Origin of the sequence: Brevundimonas sp. (assembly GCF_032017145.1) — a bacterium.
In the GTDB taxonomy this organism is placed as follows: Bacteria; Pseudomonadota; Alphaproteobacteria; order Caulobacterales; family Caulobacteraceae; genus Brevundimonas.
This window is the reverse complement of record NZ_DALZQC010000228.1, coordinates 1-1,534: the sequence shown is the minus strand read 5'-3', so window position 1 is coordinate 1,534 and position 1,534 is coordinate 1. Positions and strand designations below refer to the sequence as shown.

The following is a 1,534-nucleotide window of genomic DNA, read 5'->3' as shown; positions in this document are numbered from 1 at the left end:
TCCGCGCCCGCGGCGATGCGCCGGCCGCCGCCGAGGCCCCACGCGCCTATCGCCCCGCGCCTGATCATGTCCTGGCCATCGGCTCGTCCACCGGCGGGGTCGAGGCCCTGCTGACCGTGCTCGGCGGCTTTCCCGCCAACTGCCCCGCCACCGTCATCACCCAGCATATGCCGGCGACCTTCACCGCCAGTTTCGCCGCCCGGCTGGACCGCGTCTGCGCCCCGACCGTGACCGAGGCCGCGGACGGCGCGCCGCTTCAGCCCGGCCACATCTATCTGGCGCCCGGCGGCGCGACCCATCTGGAGGTCTCGCCCGGCCAGACCCCGCGCTGTCGGCTGGTCCCCAGCGATCCGGTCAACGGCCACCGCCCGTCCGTCGACGTCCTGTTCGAATCCGTCGTGCGGCTGAAGCGTCCGATGACCGGCGTCATCCTGACCGGCATGGGCCGCGACGGCGCCAGGGGCCTGTTGTCCATGCGCGAAGCCGGCGGTCGCACCCTGGGCCAGGACGAGGCGTCCTGCGTCGTCTATGGCATGCCCAAGGCCGCCTTCGAACTGGGCGCCGTGGAGCGCCAGTTGCCGCTGCACCGCCTGTCCCCCGCCATTCTCGAATCGTGCGCCGATCCGGCCGCACGATCAGTCGCCTAGATCGGGAGCGTACCCATGCCCGCCGCCGCTGCTCTGCAATGTCTGGTCGTCGATGATCAGATGACAATGCGCTCCCTGGTGCGAACCAGCCTTCAGCAACTCGGCGTGCGCGACATCCGCGAGGCCGCCGACGGCGAGATCGCCCTGCGCGAAATCGTCACCAAGCCCGCCCACCTGATCATCTCGGACTACAATATGCCGAACCTGGACGGCCTGGGCCTGCTGCGCGCCGTGCGCGCCCACCCGCCCACGTCCAAGACCGCCTTCATCATGCTGACCGGCCGCGCCGACCGCGAACTGGTGCAGCGCGCGGTGCAGTTCGGCGTGAACAACTATCTGGTCAAACCCTTCACGGTCGCCCAACTTAAGGGCAAGCTGGAAGCCGTCTTCGGGCCGCTGACATGACCTCGTCGGCCGTGACAGACGGGCTGGAGACACGGGTTCACGTCGGTCAGGGCGAGCATTTCATCACGTCCGATCCCAATGTCGTCCTCAGCACCATCCTGGGCTCGTGCGTGGCCATGTGTCTGCGCGACCCGCTGGCGGGCGTCGGCGGCATGAACCACTTCCTGCTGCCCGAAGGGGCGGGGGCGGGAACCGATGCGGGCCGCCGCTACGGCGCCTACGCCATGGAGCTGCTGATCAACGACCTGCTCAAGGCCGGCGGCCGTCGCGAACGGCTGGAGGCCAAGCTGTTCGGCGGCGGGCGGATGTTCGACAGTCTGCGCGACGTCGGCCGCGCCAACGCCGACTTCGCCGAACGCTTCCTGCGCGACGAGGGCATTCGTGTGGTGGGCGGCAGTCTGCGTGGCGACGGCGGACGACGCCTGCACTACTGGCCCGTCGCCGGTCGCGCCCTGCAACGCGCCGTGACCGATGTGGCGGCT

The 1,534-nt window shown here is 70.1% G+C and carries 3 protein-coding genes; all 3 read left to right on the top strand.

What is annotated here, in order from left to right:
• On the top strand, window positions 1–647 hold a 647-nt coding region (locus tag RTU05_RS18225), incomplete at its 5' end, for a chemotaxis protein CheB (protein ID WP_312599689.1).
• 15 nt (window positions 648–662) lie between these two features.
• Window positions 663–1,052 (top strand): response regulator, encoded by a 390-nt coding sequence (locus RTU05_RS18220; RefSeq protein ID WP_248118608.1) that lies wholly within the window; start codon window positions 663–665, stop codon window positions 1,050–1,052.
• Window positions 1,049–1,534 (top strand): chemotaxis protein CheD (locus tag RTU05_RS18215; RefSeq protein ID WP_312599688.1); only part of this gene is annotated, 486 nt, incomplete at its 3' end. The genes RTU05_RS18220 and RTU05_RS18215, both read left to right, overlap by 4 nt.